14 protein-coding genes and 2 tRNA genes are annotated in these 15,808 nt (G+C 66.9%); 4 read left to right on the forward strand and 12 right to left on the reverse strand.

The features are described 5' to 3' along the window. Positions 1-60: 60 nt before the first annotated feature. The 6 genes from metC to VGN82_RS12075 all read right to left on the reverse strand — a co-directional run bounded on the left by metC (position 61) and on the right by VGN82_RS12075 (position 3,684). Positions 61-1,245 carry a cystathionine beta-lyase gene (gene metC, locus VGN82_RS12050; RefSeq protein ID WP_327527251.1) on the reverse strand — a complete coding sequence of 395 codons (1,185 nt, stop codon included), beginning with the start codon at positions 1,243-1,245 and terminating at the stop codon, positions 61-63. Between the two features lie 104 nt (positions 1,246-1,349). Beyond that, a complete protein-coding gene (locus VGN82_RS12055; protein ID WP_327527252.1) occupies positions 1,350-2,228 on the reverse strand; it encodes a LysR substrate-binding domain-containing protein in 879 nt (292 codons plus the stop codon). A gap of 80 nt (positions 2,229-2,308) precedes the next feature. After that, positions 2,309-2,385 (reverse strand) — tRNA-Arg (locus tag VGN82_RS12060). 34 nt (positions 2,386-2,419) lie between these two features. Next, positions 2,420-2,725 (reverse strand): ETC complex I subunit, encoded by a 306-nt coding sequence (locus VGN82_RS12065; protein ID WP_327527253.1) that lies wholly within the window; start codon positions 2,723-2,725, stop codon positions 2,420-2,422. 104 nt (positions 2,726-2,829) lie between these two features. Continuing rightward, positions 2,830-2,906, reverse strand: a tRNA-Pro gene (locus tag VGN82_RS12070). Positions 2,907-3,165: 259 nt separating this feature from the next. Then, positions 3,166-3,684: a DUF192 domain-containing protein gene (locus tag VGN82_RS12075; RefSeq protein ID WP_414644279.1), complete on the reverse strand. Its 519-nt coding sequence runs from the start codon at positions 3,682-3,684 to the stop codon at positions 3,166-3,168. A gap of 181 nt (positions 3,685-3,865) precedes the next feature. Here VGN82_RS12075 and VGN82_RS12080 point away from each other — a divergent pair, with 181 nt between their 5' ends. From VGN82_RS12080 to VGN82_RS12090, 3 genes are all read left to right on the forward strand, one after another. Continuing rightward, positions 3,866-5,689, forward strand: coding sequence for a hypothetical protein (locus VGN82_RS12080; RefSeq protein WP_327527254.1), 1,824 nt, complete (start codon positions 3,866-3,868; stop codon positions 5,687-5,689). Positions 5,690-5,796: 107 nt separating this feature from the next. Beyond that, on the forward strand, positions 5,797-6,384 hold the full coding sequence (locus VGN82_RS12085; RefSeq protein WP_327527358.1) for a CatB-related O-acetyltransferase: 588 nt from the start codon (positions 5,797-5,799) through the stop codon (positions 6,382-6,384). A gap of 94 nt (positions 6,385-6,478) precedes the next feature. Then, on the forward strand, positions 6,479-7,297 hold the full coding sequence (locus tag VGN82_RS12090) for a class I SAM-dependent methyltransferase (RefSeq protein WP_327527255.1): 819 nt from the start codon (positions 6,479-6,481) through the stop codon (positions 7,295-7,297). Here the strand turns inward: VGN82_RS12090 and VGN82_RS12095 are convergent. The 4 genes from VGN82_RS12095 to aspS form a co-directional block, all read right to left on the reverse strand. After that, positions 7,263-8,165 (reverse strand): glycosyltransferase family 2 protein, encoded by a 903-nt coding sequence (locus tag VGN82_RS12095; protein ID WP_327527256.1) that lies wholly within the window; start codon positions 8,163-8,165, stop codon positions 7,263-7,265. The two genes, VGN82_RS12090 and VGN82_RS12095, sit on opposite strands and share 35 nt — an antisense overlap. A gap of 43 nt (positions 8,166-8,208) precedes the next feature. Then, positions 8,209-8,436 (reverse strand): hypothetical protein, encoded by a 228-nt coding sequence (locus VGN82_RS12100; protein WP_327527258.1) that lies wholly within the window; start codon positions 8,434-8,436, stop codon positions 8,209-8,211. 104 nt (positions 8,437-8,540) lie between these two features. After that, positions 8,541-8,912, reverse strand: a complete 372-nt coding sequence (locus VGN82_RS12105) for a hypothetical protein (RefSeq protein ID WP_327527259.1) — start codon at positions 8,910-8,912, stop codon at positions 8,541-8,543. A gap of 6 nt (positions 8,913-8,918) precedes the next feature. Next, a complete protein-coding gene (gene aspS / locus VGN82_RS12110) occupies positions 8,919-10,697 on the reverse strand; it encodes an aspartate--tRNA ligase (protein WP_327527359.1) in 1,779 nt (592 codons plus the stop codon). A gap of 156 nt (positions 10,698-10,853) precedes the next feature. Here aspS and rnd point away from each other — a divergent pair, with 156 nt between their 5' ends. Continuing rightward, positions 10,854-11,993, forward strand: a complete 1,140-nt coding sequence (gene rnd / locus VGN82_RS12115) for a ribonuclease D (RefSeq protein ID WP_327527260.1) — start codon at positions 10,854-10,856, stop codon at positions 11,991-11,993. 39 nt (positions 11,994-12,032) lie between these two features. Here the strand turns inward: rnd and ppx are convergent, their stop codons facing one another. Both ppx and VGN82_RS12125 read right to left on the reverse strand, forming a co-directional pair. Next, entirely contained in the window at positions 12,033-13,610 is a 1,578-nt protein-coding gene (gene ppx / locus VGN82_RS12120) for an exopolyphosphatase (protein WP_327527261.1), read from the reverse strand. Then, the gene (locus VGN82_RS12125; RefSeq protein ID WP_327527262.1) at positions 13,546-15,741 is read right to left on the reverse strand and encodes an RNA degradosome polyphosphate kinase; all 2,196 of its coding nucleotides are present in this window, start codon (positions 15,739-15,741) and stop codon (positions 13,546-13,548) included. The genes ppx and VGN82_RS12125 overlap by 65 nt, the downstream gene beginning before the upstream one ends. Between the last annotated feature and the right edge of the window lie 67 nt (positions 15,742-15,808).

The following is a 15,808-nucleotide window of genomic DNA, read 5'->3' on the forward strand; positions in this document are numbered from 1 at the left end:
TCCTCGCGCGGCGGGCTTTGCGCCCATCGCGTCGGTTTCGTCCCGGCTCTTGTTGTCGTCTCAGGCGACCTTGGCGGTCGGTTTCTGCTCGAGCGCGACCAGGAGCGCGTCGAGGTCGTTCCAGAGGTCGTCGGCGTCCTCCAGACCTATGCTGATGCGCAGCACCGTACCGTCCGGTGTCCACGGATTGACCGTTCGGTCGCCTTTCATCGCCATGGGGGCGATCAGGCTGCGCGTGCCGCCCCAGGAGGCGCCGATCGCGAAGACCTTCAGCGCGGTCAGCGCCGCTTCGAGCGTCGCGTCCGCGACCGGCTTCAGCACGATGCTGAACACGCCGGAGGAGCGGCCCATGTCGCGCTTCCAGAATTCGTGCCCGGGGCAGGATGGCAGCGCCGGATGCAGCACCTGCTCGACCGCCGGCGAATGCGTCAGTCGCCTGGCGAAATCCTCGGAGACCTTGCCCATATGGGCGACACGCAGCCCCATCGTCTCGATGCCGCGCAGCGCGAGCTGGCATTCATCGGGAGAGACGCCGACGCCGAAGGCCCGCAGCGTCTCCTTCATCTTCTGGCGCAGCCCGATATCCGAGACCGTGACGGAGCCGAGCAGCAGGTCGGAATGCCCGCCGACATATTTGGTCAGAGCCTCGCAGGCGAAGTCGGCGCCGTGCGCCAGCGGCTTGAAGATCAGCGGCGTCGCCCAGGTGTTGTCGCAGCCGACGAGCGCACCCTTGGCCTTGGCCGCCTGCACGATGGCCGGCACGTCCTGCACCTCCATGGTGCCCGAACCCGGCGACTCGACCCAGACCAGCTTCGTCCGATCGTCGATGAGTTCGGCGATGCCAGCCCCGATCAGCGGGTCGTAGACGCCGTAGGCGATGCCGCGCGGCACCAGATAGTCCTCGCAGAAGCTGCGCACCGGCGGATAGACATGATCGGGAATCAGCACCTTGTCGCCGGGCATCAGGACCGACAGCATCACGATGGTCACAGCGGCCTGGCCGGACGGCACCAGCACGGTGCGGACGCCGCCATGCAGCGCCGTCAGCTGCGCCTCGAGCGTCCGCGTCGTCGGCGTGCCATGCAGCCCGTAGGTGTAGCCGTCGAAGCCACGGTACTTCCGCGCCGCGAAGCTCGCCGCGTCCTTGTAGACGATGGTCGAGGCGCGATGCGTCGGCACGGCAAGCGAGGCATAGCCTTCCTCGTCGACGGCCGGATGGTGAACGCAGCGGGTGAGATCATGCATGATGTGTCCCTTTCGAGGACAAGGCGTAAAGCCTTGCTCCGATGAGACAATCAGGCCTCGGGTATCGCTCGATGCCGGGATGTTATGCCGGTCGGGCGCCGCGCTCAGCGCGCCGCCATGAGGCAGTCGATGAAGTCGCGCACCAGCTGCGATTTCGGCCTGTCGAGCGGCAGGATCAGCAGGCTCTTGCTCTGCACCGCCGGCTCGAAGGGTCTGAGCACCAGGCGGCTCGGATCGGCGCCGGCAACGGCATAGGGGCTGACGAGTCCGACGCCGACACCTTCCGCCACCAGCGAGCAGACGGTCGAAGCATAGATCGTCTCGACGACGACATGCGGCGGCGCGGCCCCCGACTCCGCCAGGATCTGGTCGAGCCGCTGGCGCGCTCGGTCCTCCGGTACATAGGCGATGAAGTCGACACCGGCGAGGTCATGCGGCGTGATCGTCTCGCGCTCGCAGAGCGGGTGCCCGATCGGCATGGCGCAGAGCGCGCGCGGCGAGACGAAGGGCTGGTGCAGCACGCCGCTGACATCGATCTCGTCCGCGGCCAGCCCGAGATCGAAGGCGCCCGACACCACGCCGTCGCGCACGTCGCGCGAAGGCAGCACCATCAGCGTCACGGCGATGTCGGGGCGCATCTCCCGGAAGCGGCGTACCGCCCGCGGCACCAGCGAGGAGCCGAGGGCCGAGAGCGAGCCGATCCGGATCTGCCCGGCGCCGTGGTCGCGGATGCGCGCGGCACTTGCCCGCAACCGGTCCATGCCGCGAAAGCTCGCCTCGACCTCGGCATGGAAGAGCCTGCCCTCGGGGGTGGGAACGATGCGATTGCGGACCCGGTCGAACAGGCGGAAGCCGAGGGAGCGTTCCAGTTCGGCGATGGCCCGGCTGACACCGGGCTGGGTGACGCCGAGCAGCTCGGCTGCCCGCGAGACGCTGCCGGCCTTCATCACCGCGGCGAACAACTCGATCTGGCGGTTGTTCATCGCGTCTCCCGGAGACCGAACCGGCTGCCGCAGGCAGCCGGCCGCGCAGCGAGGCGGAAGCGCCGGCCAAGGCGAGAAAATGGCGAGCCCGGCTGGATTCGAACCAGCGACCAGCAGCTTAGAAGGCTGCTGCTCTATCCATCTGAGCTACGGGCCCTGACGCGGATGCCGAGGCCTCCGCTCTCAGTCGCTCAATGCGTCCACTGACCCAGACGCGAGTACTTGAAATTGTCGGAGTAGGCGACTGTCCGGCGCGTCGGCTCATTGGGCTGCTCGACGCGATAGGCGATGCCGTTGCGAGTCGCATAGGCCACCGCCTCGGCTTCCGAGTCGAACCAGAGCTTGAGCTGGCTCTTCATGTCGCCCGACGAGGTCCAGCCCATCAGCGGCTCGATCTGGCGCGGCTGCTCGGGCTCGTACTCCAGAAGCCAGCGCTCGGTCTTGGCCGTGCCGGATTGCATGGCCGTGCGGGCGGGGCGGTAGATGCGTGCGGTCATGGCTCTCGCTCGGCCCTCGCCTGATGTCCTGGATCACGCGATCCGCCGGACGGTCTCAATCCGGGGCGTCCGCACCGATGCGAACCGCCCCCAAACAATCGGTATGGTCGGGGCACCAGGATTCGAACCTGGGACCCTCTGCTCCCAAAGCAGATGCGCTACCGGGCTGCGCTATACCCCGACTGATCGCAAGTGCATCAAATAGCTTGCGAAACCATCGCGCAAAGTCCTCCGGACCTTGCCGCGATGCGCAACCGCATAGCACCACGCGGTCGTTTTGGGAACCGGAATTCCAGACGGAATTCGGCCCCGGCGGGCACCTCTCGTCAGGATCGGGCTGAAGCCGCCGCCAGGCCAGGCCCCTCGGCCCGCAAGCGTCCCGGGGATGCCCGTGACCGTGTCCGGTCGCCGCCTTGGGCCAGAGTTGATCAGTGGCCCCCTCAACGCTTGAACAGGGCGTGTTCGACGCGGTCGCCAGGCTTGATGCCTAGCGTCCGGCTGATGCCGCCATTGATCTCCAGCACAGACAGCACCGGCTCGCCGGAGGGGATCGTGCGCTGCGACAACGGTTCGGTGTTCTCGGCGATGCGGGCGATGGTGCCGTCGGCCCGGATGAACAGCATGTCGAGCGGGATGAAGGTGTTCTCCATCCACATCGCGACCGGCTCGACCCGTACGAAGTCGAACAGCATGCCGCGATCGGCCGGCAGGTAGCGCCGGTGCATCAGGCCCCGGGCGCGCTGCTCGGCGGTTCGCATAACCTCGACCTGGAAGGGGTGGCGCTTGTCGCCGCTGACGATCGACAGCGTCTCCAGTGCCGTAGGGGCTTGCGCAGCAGGCGCGGCCTGCGCCAGCTGGGGCTGCGTCGCGGCAGCCGGAGCGAGCGCCGTCAAAGCACCAGCGAGCATGAGGCCGGCTGCCGCCAGGCAGGCTGCGAGGGAACGGGTCTTGGCCGGCATCGGTCGTGGCTCCATGGCGTTCGCGTCCTCCGAACCTATGACGGCGGAGATGGCGATTCTTCGACAGATACCGGCCAAGCTACCCGGGCGGTCAAGCTTTTCATCAGCATGTCCAGCCTTGTCGTCTTTTCTTCCCGGCCGGCTTGCGGCAGGGTCGCCGCCACAGAACCTGGAGACCACCATGACCGCTCCGCGCCTTCACCGGCCGCACCGCTTCGTCGGGACCGCACTCGCCCTCGTCTTGCTGGTTCTGGCGAGGCCGGCGACCGCCGCCGATTTCCAGCTCGACAATGTCCGGCTCGACTTCGGCGCGATGGTGATCTCGGCGCCCAAGCTTCTGGTCAAGGGTTCGACCCTGGAGCGCGAGGCCTTCTCCGGGCTGCTCAACGGCAGGACGGGCGAGAGCGCCGTGGCCCGCATCGATCGGCTGAACGCCGCCGAGATCACCGCGCCGGAGCTCGTCTTCGAGCACAGCCAAGGCAAGCAGAAGCAGGTCACGACCTATCGCGACGTCCGCTTCTCGGAGCTGCGCGACGGCAAGGTGGCGCGAGGCGAATCGTCGGGCGGCACGCTGACCGGCGAGAGCCAGCCCGCCGGCAAGATCACCGGCACGCTGAAGCGGCTCGGCTTCGAGGGGCTCGACCTGCGGCAGACGGCGCGCGTCATCACCGAGCGGAGCGCGTCAGGTTCGAACGAGCCGGCGCGGCCGCTGTTCCGGCGCTTCGAGCAGGATGGATACACCGTCGACATGGGACCAGCCGGCAAGGTCAGCTTCGGCAAGGCGGTCGGCCGCGATTTCGCCGCCAGCGTCGGTGCGGAGCCGATGGGCGAGGTCGTCAACCGGCTCGTGGCGATGTCGGAGGAGGTCAATGCGCCCGGCGACAAGTCCGACCCGGCAAAGCGCGAGGCCGAAAAGAGCATGGGCCGCTCCCTGCTCGCCCTCTATGACCGCATCGACCATGGCAGCGGCGAAATCCGTGACATGACGATGAATGTCGTCGCGCCGAACCCGGATGGCAAAGCCGGGGCCAAGCCGGAGGCGGTCGAGGTCAAGATCGCTCGCATCGCCTATGGCGAGGACACGCCGGCGAGATCCGGCTTCGCCCTCGAAGGGATGCAGTTTTCGGGCGGCGGCGCCAAGGGGTTGATCGATTCGATCAGCTATTCCGGATTCTCCTTCGCCCCGGTCATCAAGGAACTGCAGGCTGCGCTGGCCAAGCCCGAGACCGATGCGGATACGATCGACTGGCGGCGCTACATCCCGACGATCGGCACGATCCGGCTGGCCGGTCTTTCGGTCGATGCCCCGCCCCTGCTGCCCAGTGGGCAGCCGATCAAGATCGGGCTCGGCACCTTCGAGCTGAAGGCGGGCGAACAGCTCAACGGCATTCCGACCAACCTCGTCGTGACCATCGACAAGCTGGTCGCGCCCATCACCGAGGGCGCCGGCAACCCGGCCGCCCGCGACCTGATCGCCATGGGGATTCGCTCGCTCGATCTCTCGGCCAAGCTCGACCTCGCCTGGGAAGCAGCGCGCAACGAACTTGCCATCCGCCAGATCTCGTTCGGCGGCGCCGGCCTGGCACGGCTGGAGGCCTCGGCCACGCTCGGCAACGTCACCAAGGACCTGTTCTCGAGCGATGCCGCCCTCGCCCAGGTCGCGGCTCTCGGCGCAACCGCGCGCGGGCTCAACGCCAAGCTGGAGAACTTCGGCCTTGTCGAGAAGCTGATCGCGAATGAGGCCCGCAAGGCCGGCCGCAAGCCCGAGGAGATGCGCCAGCAATTCGCGATGATCGCGAGCCTCGGCCTCGCCTCGATCCTCGGCCCCTCGGACGCCGCCAAGGCCCTGACGGCGGCCGTGTCGCGCTTCGCCGCCAAGCCCGGTACGCTGACGATCGAGGCCAGCGCCAGGTCGGCGAGCGGGCTCGGCCTTGCCGACGTCATCGCCATCACCGACCCGACCGAGATCCTCGACAAGATCAACCTCAAGGCTGATGCGCAGTGAAGTCAGAAGCTGATCCGGCAGGCGTGTTGCTGCCGGAGGATATCGAATGGCGCCCCGGCCCGCTGGTACGCTGGTGGGCCGGCCTGCCGAACTGGCTTGCGGGCTCGCTGCGCCGACACTTCAACCCCGACAACCAGACGCGACTGCATCTGGCCAAGCTGATCGCGCGGCGCCCGGGGCAGATCGCAGTGGGCGCCTTCACCTATGGCAGCCCAAAGGTGCGTTTCGCGGAAGCCGGCTCCAAGCTCACGATCGGCCGCTATGGTTCGATCGCTGACGGCGTCGAGATTCTGCTCGGCGGCAACCACCGGCTCGACTGGGTCACGACCTATCCATTCCCCGCCCTGCCCCGGCTCTGGCCAGAGGCCGTGGGCCATGACGGCAGTCACGCCTCCAATGGCGATGTCTCGATCGGCCATGACGTCTGGCTCGGATCGCAGTGCATGGTGCTGTCGGGAGTTACGATCGGGCACGGTGCAGTGGTGGCGGCTCGCGCGGTGGTGACGCGCGATGTACCGCCTTACGCAATCGTGGCGGGAAATCCGGCTCGCATCGTGCGCTCTCGCATGAGCGAGGAGCGTATCGCCGCCTTGCTTGCCAGCGCCTGGTGGAACTTGCCGGACGCCGAGGTGCGCCGGCTAATGCCGGTGCTGATGTCCGACCGGATCGAAGGCCTGACCGAGCGTCCGCGCTGACAGCGGGAGATCTCGAGAAACATTGTAGAAACACATTGTCATCGTCGAAGGCGCGCCCTACCAAGCCTGATCATTCCCTGATCTGGACGTTTGCATGCACGCCTCTGCCCAAGACAAGGCCCGGATCTTTCGCCAGGCCTATCTCGCCGACGTCGAGGCGACGCCACTCACTCTGCTTGATGTCGGATCTGCCATCGTCGACGGCCAGAGCCTGTCCAACCGCGACGTCCTGCAGAACCCCGGCTGGACCCTGCGGGGCATGGATATCGAGCCCGGTCTGAACGTCGATGTTGCCGTGGCCGACCCCTATCACTGGAGCGAAATCGAGTCCGGGTCCGTCGACGTCGTGACCTGCTCGGAGGTCTTCGAGCATGCCGAGTTCTTCTGGATCACGATCCTGGAGATCGCGCGCGTGCTCAAGGGCAACGGGCTCGCCTTCATCACCTCGCCGGGCGGAGGGCCGCGCCACCGTTTCCCGGTCGATTGCTGGCGCTTTTACGACGACGCCTTCCCGGCATTGGCGCGCTATGCCGGGCTCAACCTGCTCGAGGCGCAGGTCCAATGGGTCCCGGCTTACCGCAAGGGCATCCAGTGGCGCGATTCAAGCGCCGTGATGCAGAAGCCCGTGCGCGATCTGGCCGGCGCCCGCCTCGACGCCGCCCGCGGCGCGATCGGTCGCAGCCTGCGTGGAGCCGAACCCGCTCTGGACGAGATCGACCTTTCGCGGTTTCCGCAGGAACCCTGCCCGACCAGCCCCATTCCTGTTCAGAGCGGCAAGAATGCCTTTGCTGCCCGCGAAGCCGAATTGCTGGCCGGCAGCAGCGTGGCGCTCCGCAAGGCGAGGCTGGTGTTGCGGCAGCTGCGCGAGATCCGTCGGATCATCGCGACGCCGATACGTGACCTGCATCTGTGAGGCCTTGACGCTCCAGTGCCGTCGCGCCTCGGCGCCAGGCGATGGCGCCGGCGGCGGAGCCGGCATGGGCCGCCATCTTGGTCTGATTGAGAATCAGGCCGTAACCTATTGCTTTCGCTGTGTTTCGGACGACCGCGGCGAGCGACGGCCGGGCCAGCCCGTACTTGTTCGACACATAGGCCTCTGACCAGGCCAGATGCCAGCGCGCGGTGAAGCGGCGCGAGGCAGATGGCGCGGTCGAGCGGCCGCGCCCGTGCGCTGCCTCCGCCTCATGGACATGGATCAGCGCGTGCCCTGCGTCGCGCATCCGCCGGCACAGGTCGTCATCCTCGTAGAACAGGAAGATCGCGGGATCGAAGCCACCGAGAGACTGGAAGACCTCGCGCCGGATCAGCAGGCAGGCGCCGGAGAGGAACGGCAGGCAGGCATCGCCTTCCGGAACCGGCATCGAGCCGGTGCGGTTGAGATGCGGCGGCGAGAGCAGCGAGCGGGGCTGAAGGAAGACGCGGCCCGAAGGCTCGACGATGCGCGGCGCCAGCATCCCGGCATCGGGATAGCGATCGGCCGCAGCCAGCAATGCCGCGATTGCGCCCGGCCTGATCTCGACGTCCGGATTGACGATCAGCACATAGGGCGTGGTGCTGGCAGCGACGCCGTGATTGTTGGCGCGGCCGTAGCCCTCGTTGCGGGCATTGGCGATCACCGTGGCGCCTTGCGCACGGGCAATATCCGCACTGGCATCGTCGCTGGCGTTGTCGACGACGATGGCGGGAATGCCCTCGGCCGCCAGCGCCGACAGGCAGGCCGGCAGAACCTCGGCACTGTCATAGGTGACGACGATGGCGGTGATCGGGTTTGCGGGAGGCATTGGCGCCTTGTGGCCGCGATGGCTCACCCGACGCAAGCGAAATTCAGCGCCGGGTCAGCGCTGCGACGTCTCGCTGAAGGCTGGCCCGCTCGAATGAGTCGCAGGAGCGCGGCGCCTTGTAGGACTTCACGGCGAAGGCGGCATTGGCCGCCACGAAGCGCTGGCGTTCCTCGCGCGGGAGATTGGCCATGACCCGGCTCCGATCGACCCGGACGCCGCAATCATAGGCGCGCGAGACCTGCGACGCGGTGAACTCCGGCGTTCCGGGCATCGGCCCGATCGTGGTGCAGCCGGCCAGGCCAAGCAGCAGCGGCCAAGGCAGGACGCGTCCGAGGCGAGGAAACGGGACAGGCATATGACGCGGCCAGTTTGCAATCAGAGGGCGCTGAAGTCGCCGGCGCGCACCCGCGTCATCTTGTCCTTGACGGCCGCGCGCTCCTCGGGCGTGCAGGCCTGCGGCCTGATCCCCTGGTTGATCGTCTCGGCTTCGGAGACCGTGACATAGGTCGAGCGGGCGCTCGCAAGCTGCTCGGGCGTCGCACCGCGCGCCTTCTCGGCGGCGATGAAGCGCTCAAGCGTGTTGGCGCGCGGAGCGCCTGCCCGGCAGGCGACCGAGCGCGAGACCAGGCTAGCGAGTTCGGAAGCGCGGCCGGCGCTCGGATTGGCCGGGCCGGAGACGCAGGCGCCGAGCGGCAGCGCGACAAGGCAAGCGAGCGCGAACGGCCGCGCGGCGGGCAGGCAAGGCATCGTGGATCAGCCGTTCTTCTCGGGAGCGTTGATGCGCAGATGCGCCTCGCGGAGCTGCTTGGGCGAGGCTTCCGCCGGGGCGCCCATCAGGAGATCGACGGCCTGCTGGTTCATCGGGAAGAGTGCGACCTCGCGCAGGTTGGTTGCGCCGGCCAGCAGCATGATGATGCGGTCGACGCCGGCCGCCATGCCGCCATGCGGCGGTGCGCCATACTGGAAGGCGCGATACATGCCGCCGAAGCGCTCGATCACGGTCTCCTCGCCATAGCCGGCGATCTCGAAGGCCTTCACCATCGCTTCCGGCTTGTGGTTGCGGATACCGCCCGAGGCCAGCTCGAAGCCGTTGCAGGCGATGTCGTACTGGAAGGCCTTGAGCGAGAGCGGGTCCTGCTCGGTCAGTGCCTTCAGGCCGCCCTGCGGCATCGAGAATGGGTTGTGCGAGAAATCGACCTTCTTCTCGTCCTCATTGTACTCGAACATCGGGAAATCGACGATCCAGGCGAAGGCGAAGGCGTTCTCGTCGATCAGCCCGAGTTCCTGGCCGACCTTGTTGCGGGCAGCTCCGGCGAATTTGTAGAACTTGTCCGGGTTGCCGGCGGCGAAGAAGCAGGCATCGCCCGGCTTCAGCCCCATCTGCTTGACGATCGCAGCGACGCGCTCGGGGCCGATGTTGTTGGCGATCGGCCCCTGCCCCTCGCCGTCTTCCTTCAGCATCAGATAGCCGAGCCCGGGCTGGCCCTCGCCCTGTGCCCAGGAGTTCATGCGGTCGCAGAAGGCTCGCGAGCCGCCCTTCGGGCCCGGAATGGCCCAGACGCGGTTCTTCTCGTCCTCGAGGATGCGGGCGAAAACCTTGAAGCCGGAGCCGCGGAAATGCTCGGACACGTCCTGCATCACCAGCGGGTTGCGCAGGTCGGGCTTGTCGGAGCCGTATTTGGCGATCGCCTCGGCATAGGGGATGCGCGGCCAGTCCCTGGTCACCGACTTGCCGTTGCCGAATTCCTCGAAGATGCCGGTGATGATCGGCTCCATCGTCGCGAAGACATCCTCCTGCTCGACAAAGCTCATCTCGACGTCGAGCTGGTAGAACTCGCCCGGCAGACGGTCGGCGCGCGGATCCTCGTCGCGGAAGCAGGGAGCGATCTGGAAGTAGCGATCGAAGCCCGCCATCATCAGGAGCTGCTTGTACTGCTGCGGCGCCTGCGGCAGCGCGTAGAACTTGCCCGGATGAAGCCGGCTCGGCACGAGGAAGTCGCGCGCGCCCTCGGGCGAGGAGGCGGTCAGGATCGGGGTCTGAAACTCGGAGAAGCCGGATGCCTTCATGCGCTGGCGCATCGAGTCGATGACCTTGGTGCGCAGCATGATGTTGCTGTGCAGCTTCTCGCGGCGCAGATCCAGGAAGCGGTACTTGAGCCGCGTGTCTTCGGGATATTCGAGGTCGCCGAACACCGGCAGCGGCAACTCGCCGGCCGCGCCCAGCACCTCGATCGCGGTCGCGAAGACCTCGACCGCACCGGTCGGCAGGTTGGCGTTCTCGGTCCCGGCGAGACGCGCCTTGACCTTGCCGTCGATGCGCACGACCCATTCGGAGCGCAGCGTCTCAGCCGTCGCGAAGGCGGGCGAATCCGGATCGATCACGACCTGCGTCATGCCGTAATGGTCGCGCAGGTCGATGAACAGCACGCCGCCATGGTCGCGGATGCGGTGGCACCAGCCGGAGAGGCGGACCTGTGCGTCGATATCGCTCTCGCGAAGGGCGCCGCAGGTGTGGGAACGGTAGCGATGCAGGGTCACGGGACTGCTCTCTTCGGAAATCTGGCGGGCGCAACGGCGCGCATGCGGGCATGGTCGCGCGAACGGCTTTCCGCGTAAGCACACGCGGGCGGGCCGAATGTCAAGAACGCCCGCGACATGGCGATGCTCAGTCTGCTAAGAGCCAGCCTCATGAACCTGATCACGACGACCGCCGATCTCGCCGAAGCCTGCTTGCGCCTGGCCGAGCACCCCTTCGTCACCGTGGACACCGAGTTCCTGCGGGAGACGACGTATTACCCCAAGCTCTGCCTGATCCAGCTCGCCTCGCCCGACGAGGCCGTGCTGATCGACCCGCTGGCGCCCGATCTCGATCTCGCACCGTTCTTCGGGCTTATGGTCAACGAGGCTGTGGTCAAGGTCTTCCATGCGGCACGCCAGGACCTGGAAATCGTCTGGATGCTCGGGCGGGTGCTGCCGACGCCGCTCTTCGACACGCAGGTCGCGGCCATGGTCTGCGGTTATGGCGACTCTGTCGGCTACGAGCAGCTCGCCAACGACCTCGCCAAGGCCCGCATCGACAAATCCTCGCGCTTCACCGACTGGTCGCGCCGGCCGCTCAACGAGGCGCAGCTCGTCTATGCCGAGGCGGACGTCACCCATCTGCGCGCCATCTATCTCGCGCTGAAGGCCGATCTGGAATCGACGGGCCGCGAAAGCTGGGTCGCCGAAGAGATGGCAGTGCTGAACTCGCCGGACACCTATGAGGTCAAGCCGGAGAACGCCTGGCAGCGCCTCAAGGGCCGGATCCGCAAGCCGAAGGAACTGGCCGCCCTGATGGAACTGGCCGCCTGGCGCGAGCGCGAGGCGCAGCATCGCGACGTGCCGCGCCAGCGCGTGCTCAAGGACGATGCGTTGATGGACATCGTCCAGCGCACGCCACGCTCGGTCGAGGCGCTGGCGGAATTGCGCTCCGTGCCGAACGGCTTCGAGCGCTCGCGCTCGGGCGGCGAGGTCCTCGCGGCGATCGAGCGCGGCCTGTCGCTCGATCCCAAGACCCTGCCCCGGCTGGAGCGGGAGCGTGGCCGTGGCGGCAACGGCGCCGTGCTCGACCTGCTCAAGGTCCTGCTCAAGGCGGTCGCCGAGGCCGAGCGCGTCGCCCCCAAGATCATTGCCTCGTCAGACGACCTCGAGGCCATCGCCTCCGACGACGGCGCCGATGTGCCGGCGCTTCAGGGCTGGCGGCGCGAGGTCTTCGGCGAAAAGGCGCTGGCGCTCAAGAGCGGCACGCTGGGCTTGCGCGTCATCCGCGGCCGGGTCGTCGTCGGCTGAGCTTTCGCTGCTTTCGACGCGACGAGTACCCTGCGAAGGTCAAATTCCCGCAATCTCGTAGTCGCGGCCGAGCAGTTTCGCGAGCTGCTTCAGCCGGCCGGTGACGCGTTCGCTCGCCAACGGCATGAGATCTTCGGGAAGCCGCAGGATCAGGCGGCCATCGACGCAGGTCGCCGGTATGCGCGGCAGCAAGCCCGCCATCCCGGCCGAGAGCAGATAGGCGACGCGGAAAATCGCGGCCAGCAGCAGGGCGCGCTCCAGGATCGGCGGCGACAGCAGCGCGCGCAGGGCCATCGCGGCCGGCGACGAGGACTTCAGCCCGGCATAGCGATGGAAAATCGCAAGGGCGAGGAAGGCGCGCCCGATATGATCGATCCCGGTGAAGTAAGCGTGGGCGATGACGTTCATGCTCTGCTCACCGCGATAGTCCGGATGGGCGCGCCAGCCGATATCGGAAAGCAGGCAGACCGCCTCGATCATGCGCGGCGATAATCCCGGGTCCGGCAGGTCGGCGGTCTCCAGGATTGTGCGGGTCCACGCGATCAGTTCGGCGGCATGGCGAGGATCGCGCGCCCGCAGATGGTTGTAGTCGCGCGCGGAGCCGAGCAGCGGGTCGGCGGAGCGTTCCTCGGGCGAAAGCTGCTCGTGCAGCAGACCCTCGCGCACGCCCTGTGCCGAGATGATGACGGAGCGCGGCTTGCCACGCTTGATCAGCTCGTCGAGGACGAGAGCGCCATAGGCCAGCAGAGGACGCCGGGCCGAGGAGACGGAATCGATAGAATCGAGCCCCGTCAGGTCGGCCTTCTCCACCAGCTTGACGAAGTCGGCGACGTCCTTGGCCTGCAAGGTGTAGCCGTGCATGACGTTGAGCGGGTAGTTGACCTGATGCATGTGCAGAGTCGCGAGCGCGCGCCAGGTGCCGCCGACGGCGTAGAAGTCGCGGCCCTTCATCGCGGCGATCTGCGGCAGCCGGTCGAGCTCGTCCTTGACGATCTTCTCGGCCAGCTTGAGCGAGTTCTTCGAGCGATCGAGCAGCGCAAGGCCGCCGAGGGGGACGCTCGCCCCCTCCCCGACTTCGCCACTCGCGACGGAAATCAGTTCGAGACTACCGCCGCCGAGATCTCCGACGACGCCGTCGGGATTGTCGAAGCCCGAGACGACGCCCAGACCCGACAGCACGGCCTCGCGGTCGCCGGAGATCAGCTCGATCGGCTGGCCGATCGCCTGCTCGGCGCGGGCGATGAACTCCGGGCCGTTGCTGGCATAACGGGCGGCGGCCGTCGCGATGACGCGGATCTCGCCGACATGCATCGCCTCGCACAGGATGCGGAAGCGCACGAGCGCAGCGATCGCCTTCTCCATCGCGTCGCTGGCCAGCCGGCCGGTGGTCGCGACCTGGCGGCCGAGACCGGCCATCTCCTTCTCGTTGAAGACCTGGGCGGGTGCTCGCGCGACCATCTCGTAGACGACGAGGCGGACCGAGTTGGAGCCGATATCGACGATCGCCAGCGTGCCGGCGCCGAGCCCGAGGCGGCCTGGTGCGTTCAGGACCTCAGCCCTTGCGCCCCCCTCGCCGCGAAAGGGAACGGGGGCTGGAATTCGAGAGTGATTTTCCACGTCCTGACAGACTCGGGTTCGTCATGAAGTACATATGGGCGTTGAACGACTCTTCGTTCGGCGCCGGGACAATGCGTCGGGAGCCACCGTCGGGCAATATCGTCCAACTCTGTTCGTTGTCGAGGAAGTTTGCCAGCATGATCTGCTCGAGCAGCTGCTGATGGACGGTGGCGTTCAGGATCGGCGTCAAGGCCTCGACGCGCCGGTCGAGGTTGCGGGGCATCAGATCGGCCGATGAAATGTACAGCTTCGCCTTGGGCGATGGCAGGCCGTGACCGGCGCCGAAGGCGTAGACGCGGGTATGCTCGAGGAAGCGGCCGATGATCGACTTGACGCGGATGTTCTCGGACAGACCGGGAATGCCCGGTCTCAGGCAGCAGATGCCGCGCACGACGAAATCGACCTCGACCCCGGCCTGGCTCGCATCATAGAGCGCGTCGATGATCTCGGGATCGACGAGCGAGTTGCACTTGCCCCAGATCGCGCCCTTGCCGCCGGCCTTCGCATGCGCGACCTCCTCGGCGATGTCGGCGAGTAGGCGCTGCTTCAGCCCCACCGGCGAGACCGACATCTTCTCGAGTTCGGCCGGCTCGGCATAGCCGGTGATGAAGTTAAAGACCCTGGCGACATCCTGCGACATCACCGGGTCGGCGGTGAAGAAGGAGACGTCGGTGTAGATCCGCGCGGTGATCGGATGATAGTTGCCGGTCGCGATATGGCAGTAGCTGACGAGCTGGCCGGCTTCCCGGCGCACCACCAGCGAGAGCTTGGCGTGGGTCTTCAGCTCGATGAAGCCGTAGACGACCTGGACGCCGGCGCGTTCCATCTCCTTGGCCCAGCGGATATTCGCCTCTTCGTCGAAGCGCGCCTTGAGCTCGACCAGCGCCGTCACCGACTTGCCGGCCTCGGCCGCCTCGGTCAGCGCCTTGACGATCGGCGAGTTCGCAGAGGTGCGATAGAGCGTCTGCTTGATCGCGACGACATTGGGATCGCGCGCCGCCTGCTGCAGGAACTGCACGACGACGTCGAAGCTCTCATAGGGATGGTGGACGAGCAGATCCTTCTGCCGGATCGCGGCGAAGCAATCACCGCCATGCTCGCGGATGCGCTCGGGGAAGCGAGCATTGTAGGGCTTGAACTTCAGGTCGGGCCGGTCGACTCCGACAAGCTGCGAGAGTTCGCTGAGGCCGATCATGCCCTTGATCACGACGACTTCGTCGTCGTCGACCTTCAGTTCCCGCACGATCATCTTGCGCAGGTGTTCCGGCATCCCGCTGCTGATCTCGAGACGGATCACGACCCCGAGCCGCCGCAGCTTGAGCATCGTCTCGAAGACGCGGACCAGATCCTCGGCCTCCTCCTCGATGTCGAGGTCGGTGTCGCGGATCACACGGAAGGAGCCGGTCCCCTTGACGTCGTAGCCGGGAAACAGCTTGCCGATGAACAGCGAGACCGCGTCCTCGAGCGTGATGAAGCGGCGCAGGCTCTCGCGCGCGAGGTCGGGCAACTCGATGAAGCGATCCATCTTGATCGGCACGCGGATCAACGCATCGAGCTGGCGGCCGTCGCTCACCCGTTCGAGCGCCAAAGCCAGTGTGAAGCCGAGATTGGGGATGAAGGGAAAGGGATGCGCCGGGTCGATCGCCAGCGGCGTCAGGACCGGAAAGACGTAGTTCAGGAAATAGTCCTCGAGCCAGACGCGCTCGGGCCCTGCAATGTCGCCGGGGGCGAGCAGATGGATTCGGTTCTCATGCAGGTCGCGCTTGAGCTCGACCCAACGGGCCTGCTGGTCGTCGGTCAGGGCCGAGACTGCCTTGCCGAGCTCGCCAAGCTGTTCGGCCGGGGTCAGGCCATCCTGGCTCGTCGTGACGACGCCGGCCTTGAGCTGCTCGCGCAGGCCGGAGACGCGCACCATGAAGAATTCGTCGAGATTCGCCGCCGAGATGGAGAGAAAGCGCAGCTGTTCCAGCAGCGGGTGGTTGCGGTTGGAGGCCTCCTCCATGACGCGACGATTGAACTGCAGCCAGGACAGTTCCCGGTTCATGAAGCGCGACGGCGATTGCCGAAGCGAAATCGCCTGCTCACTCGGAATGGCTTCCGCGGCTTCGATGACGCTGGTTTGCGTGTTCATGCCCTTGGCTCTCGTTCGGGTCGCTGCTCTGGCCACGTTGGTCTCCTCGGTGGTCTTGAGCCATCCT

It is taken from the genome of Allobosea sp., assembly GCF_035999205.1.
In the GTDB taxonomy this organism is placed as follows: Bacteria; Pseudomonadota; Alphaproteobacteria; order Rhizobiales; family Beijerinckiaceae; genus Allobosea.

What these genes read in the sequence shown, in the direction of transcription:
- VGN82_RS12075 (WP_414644279.1), bottom strand. Translation starts at nt 3,684, where the DNA reads ATGCCGGCCAAGACCCGTTCCCTCGCAGCCTGCCTGGCGGCAGCCGGC.
- VGN82_RS12105 (WP_327527259.1), bottom strand. Translation starts at nt 8,912, where the DNA reads ATGCCTTGCCTGCCCGCCGCGCGGCCGTTCGCGCTCGCTTGCCTTGTC.
- rnd (WP_327527260.1), top strand. Translation starts at nt 10,854, where the DNA reads ATGAACCTGATCACGACGACCGCCGATCTCGCCGAAGCCTGCTTGCGC.
- VGN82_RS12055 (WP_327527252.1), bottom strand. Translation starts at nt 2,228, where the DNA reads ATGAACAACCGCCAGATCGAGTTGTTCGCCGCGGTGATGAAGGCCGGC.
- VGN82_RS12080 (WP_327527254.1), top strand. Translation starts at nt 3,866, where the DNA reads ATGACCGCTCCGCGCCTTCACCGGCCGCACCGCTTCGTCGGGACCGCA.
- VGN82_RS12100 (WP_327527258.1), bottom strand. Translation starts at nt 8,436, where the DNA reads ATGCCCGGAACGCCGGAGTTCACCGCGTCGCAGGTCTCGCGCGCCTAT.
- VGN82_RS12090 (WP_327527255.1), top strand. Translation starts at nt 6,479, where the DNA reads ATGCACGCCTCTGCCCAAGACAAGGCCCGGATCTTTCGCCAGGCCTAT.
- VGN82_RS12095 (WP_327527256.1), bottom strand. Translation starts at nt 8,165, where the DNA reads ATGCCTCCCGCAAACCCGATCACCGCCATCGTCGTCACCTATGACAGT.
- VGN82_RS12065 (WP_327527253.1), bottom strand. Translation starts at nt 2,725, where the DNA reads ATGACCGCACGCATCTACCGCCCCGCCCGCACGGCCATGCAATCCGGC.
- VGN82_RS12125 (WP_327527262.1), bottom strand. Translation starts at nt 15,741, where the DNA reads ATGAACACGCAAACCAGCGTCATCGAAGCCGCGGAAGCCATTCCGAGT.
- metC (WP_327527251.1), bottom strand. Translation starts at nt 1,245, where the DNA reads ATGCATGATCTCACCCGCTGCGTTCACCATCCGGCCGTCGACGAGGAA.